Origin of the sequence: Pseudomonas emilianonis, from assembly GCF_023072625.1 — a bacterium.
Taxonomy (GTDB): Bacteria; Pseudomonadota; Gammaproteobacteria; order Pseudomonadales; family Pseudomonadaceae; genus Aquipseudomonas; species Aquipseudomonas paraveronii.
Genome location: NZ_JAKNRV010000474.1, coordinates 1 through 3,356, shown reverse-complemented (window position 1 = coordinate 3,356; position 3,356 = coordinate 1). Strand labels below are relative to the sequence as shown.

At 63.1% G+C, this 3,356-nt stretch carries 2 protein-coding genes; both read right to left on the bottom strand.

Annotation, left to right across the window (positions count from 1 at the left end; genetic code table 11):
• A partial coding sequence (locus tag L9Z73_RS27820; RefSeq protein WP_247407928.1) for a DUF2339 domain-containing protein occupies positions 1–1,457 on the bottom strand: 1,457 nt, incomplete at its 3' end.
• Between the two features lie 159 nt (positions 1,458–1,616).
• Positions 1,617–3,356 (bottom strand): glycogen/starch/alpha-glucan phosphorylase (locus tag L9Z73_RS27815; RefSeq protein ID WP_247407926.1); only part of this gene is annotated, 1,740 nt, incomplete at its 5' end.

Genomic DNA, 3,356 nt, shown 5'->3' with positions numbered 1-3,356 from the left:
AGCTCTACAGCAATATTTCCCGCGAGGCCCAGGAAGATTTCCAGGACCTGTTCGGCCGCGAATTCAGCCGAGCCTACGAAGAGCACAGCGCACGCCAGCAGCAAGGCGCGCCCGCCACTGAGCAAGCGGGCCAGGCCCATATAAATAATGCCCAGGCCAAGGGCGCTGAACGCAGCGGCAAATTCCAGGTGTTGTACCAGTGCGAACTGCAAGCCGAAGCCCACCAGCGGCGGACCGAACAGCAGGCTGCCGTCGACATAATCGCCCTTGGCCGCCGACCAGCGCAGCAGCGCGCCCCGGCTGTCGTCCTCGGGCGCGTCGTTCATCTCCAGCAATTTGCGCCGGGTGAACAGCAAACCGATCGCCAGGTACATCAGGAAAAACACGATCAGGAACGGCTCGGTGCTCCACAACAGCTGCGGGGCATACGAGCGCAGGCCCCAGGCGAAGCCGATGCCGAAGGTACCGACAAAGCCGATCAGGTTGAGCAGGCGCCAGGCCTTGAACCAGGCAATGGCGAGGATGCCAGCATTGAGCAGGGCAAAGTAACTGAACAGCGCCACATGGTTACCGGCGCCGGTGGAGGTCAGGATCGGCGCGGCAAAACCGCCCAGCGCCGCCGCGCAAGCCAGGCCCAACGCATCCTGGGTAATCGCCAGGATCGCCGAAAACAGCGTGACCGCCACCAGCAAGCCCAACGCCGCGCCAGGGTCGATCAACGGGTGCAGGCGCATCGCGGCAAACACCGTCAGGTAGAGCACCGCAATGCCGGTGCCTTGCAGCATCAAGCCGTAATTACTGTTGCGCAGCCGCAACCACCAGCCCAGGCCCAGCAGGCCCAATGCAGCGGCGGCAACCCCGGCATAACGCAGTTCAATCGGCACCACCATGCCTTCGGTGGCATAGCGCAGCAAAAAGGCCAAGCCGAGGAACAACAGCACCACGCCGACGCGCAGAACGGTATTGCCGCCGAACAGCCAATTGCGCGCGCCGCTGATGGCGCGCTCGATCAGGTTGGGGCCTCGGGGGATTAGCGGTTCAGGCGCATGCGGTTTCTCGGCAGGCGTCCATACATCCGCCGGTAACGCCTGACTCGGTTCGGCAGCGAAGGCAACGGGCGTTGGCGCCAGTTCGGCCGGCAGTTCCCAGACAAGCTCGGGCGCCTTGACCAGTGGGGCGGATTCGGCAACGGGGGATTCGACCACCACACTGTGTGCGAGCGGCGCAGGTTCAGGTGCGGGTTTTTCCAACTGCGCCAGGCGTTGCTCCAGCGCGGAGAGCGCTTTCTGCGCGGTCTGCAACTGACGGCTTTGTTCATCCGTGCGCGAAGCCAGCATCGACAGGCGAATCGCCTGGCCAATGCCCAACCCCAGCAGCGCGCCGATACCCGCGTCGCTGAACGACTCATCGAGTGTCCAGCCAAGCGCCAGCCCAATCAGCATGAAAATCCATTGCATGGTCGATATTCCCTAAGCAAACCGGCGCTCAGTATATCGACGAGAGACCAATGTGGGAGGGGGGCTTGCCCCCGATAGCGGCGTGCCAGTCGACATATCTGCAAACTGACAGTCCGCTATCGGGGGCAAGCCCCCTCCCACATTCTGCTTTTTGGATGCTTAGTCGAGCGCTTTCCAGATCTCGGTGGCGTACTCGCGGATGGTGCGGTCCGAAGAGAACCAGCCCATTCGCGCCGTATTGAGCACCGCCGAACGCCACCATTCCTTGGAGTCATGCCAATGCGCTTCGACCCGGGCCTGGGCATCCCAGTAGGAGTCGAAGTCGGCACACACCAGGAAGCGGTCGTAGTCGATCAGCCCATCGATCAAGCCCACATAACGGCCCGGATCATCCGGCGAGAACACCCCACCGCGAATCGCTTGCAACACATCGCTCAAACGATGGGACGCGGCGATTTCCGGCCCGGCGTTGAATTCACCGGCATGCTTGCGGGCTTCCACCTGCTGGGCGCTGAGGCCGAAGATGAACATGTGCTCGGCGCCCACACGCTCGTGCATCTCCACGTTGGCGCCGTCCATGGTGCCGATCGTCAGCGCGCCGTTAAGGCCGAATTTCATGTTGCTGGTGCCCGACGCTTCATAGCCGGCGGTGGAAATCTGCTCCGACAAGTCCGCCGCCGGAATGATGCTTTCCGCCAGGCTGACGTTGTAGTTGGGCAGGAACACCACCTTGAGCAAGCCGCGCACGGTGGGGTCGTTGTTGACGGTGCGGGCGATGTCGTTGGTCAGCTTGATGATCAGCTTGGCCTGGTGATAACTCGCCGCCGCCTTGCCAGCGAAGATCTTCACTCGTGGCACCCAGTCGGTCTCAGGCTCGGCACGGATCGCCTGGTACAGCGCCACGGTGTGCAGCAGGTTGAGCAACTGGCGCTTGTATTCGTGGATGCGCTTGACCTGCACGTCGAACATCGCCGCCGGGTTGACCGCAATGCCCAGGCGCTCGTGAATGATCTCGGCCAGTGCGCGCTTGCTGTGCAGGCGCTGCTCGGCGAAGGCCTTGCGGAAGGCCTGTTTCTCGGCAAAGGTTTCCAGCTCGACCAGGCGGGTTTCCATGTTGTCGAGAATATCCGGGCCCAACGCATCCACCAGCATCGACGTGAGGTGGGGGTTGGCCTGGTACAGCCAGCGGCGGAAGGTAATGCCGTTGGTTTTGTTGTTGATGCGCTCCGGGTACAGCTTGTGCAGTTCGGAGAACACTGTGCTGCGCATCAGTTGGGTGTGCAGGCCGGATACGCCGTTGACGCTATGGGAACCGAGGAACGCCAGGTTACCCATGCGCACGCGGCGGCCGTTGTCTTCCTCGATCAGCGACACGGCGCGCAGCACGTCGAAATCGTGGATGCCCTTGGCGCGCAGCGAGTCGATGTGCTGGGCGTTGATCAGGTAGATGATCTGCATGTGCCGGGGCAGCATGCGTTCCATCAGGCCGACCGGCCAGGTTTCGAGGGCTTCGGGCAGCAGCGTGTGGTTGGTGTACGACAGGGTTTCGACGGTGACGTCCCACGCCGCTTCCCAGGGAATGTCGTGCAGGTCCACCAGTTGCCGCATCAACTCGGCGACCGCGATGGACGGGTGCGTGTCGTTGAGCTGAATCGCGGCGTGTTCGCCCAGGCTCAGCACCGAGCCGTGCATGTTCTTGTGGCGGCGCAGCAAGTCTTGCAGCGAGGCCGAGACGAAGAAGTATTCCTGGCGCAGGCGCAACTCCTGCCCCGCTTCGGTGCTGTCGGCCGGGTAAAGCACTCGGGAGATGCTTTCGGCGCGGGCCACTTCGGCGACCGCGCCCAAGTGGTCACCCGCGTTGAAGCGCTCCAGGTGCAGGTCTTCCACGGCGCGCACCCG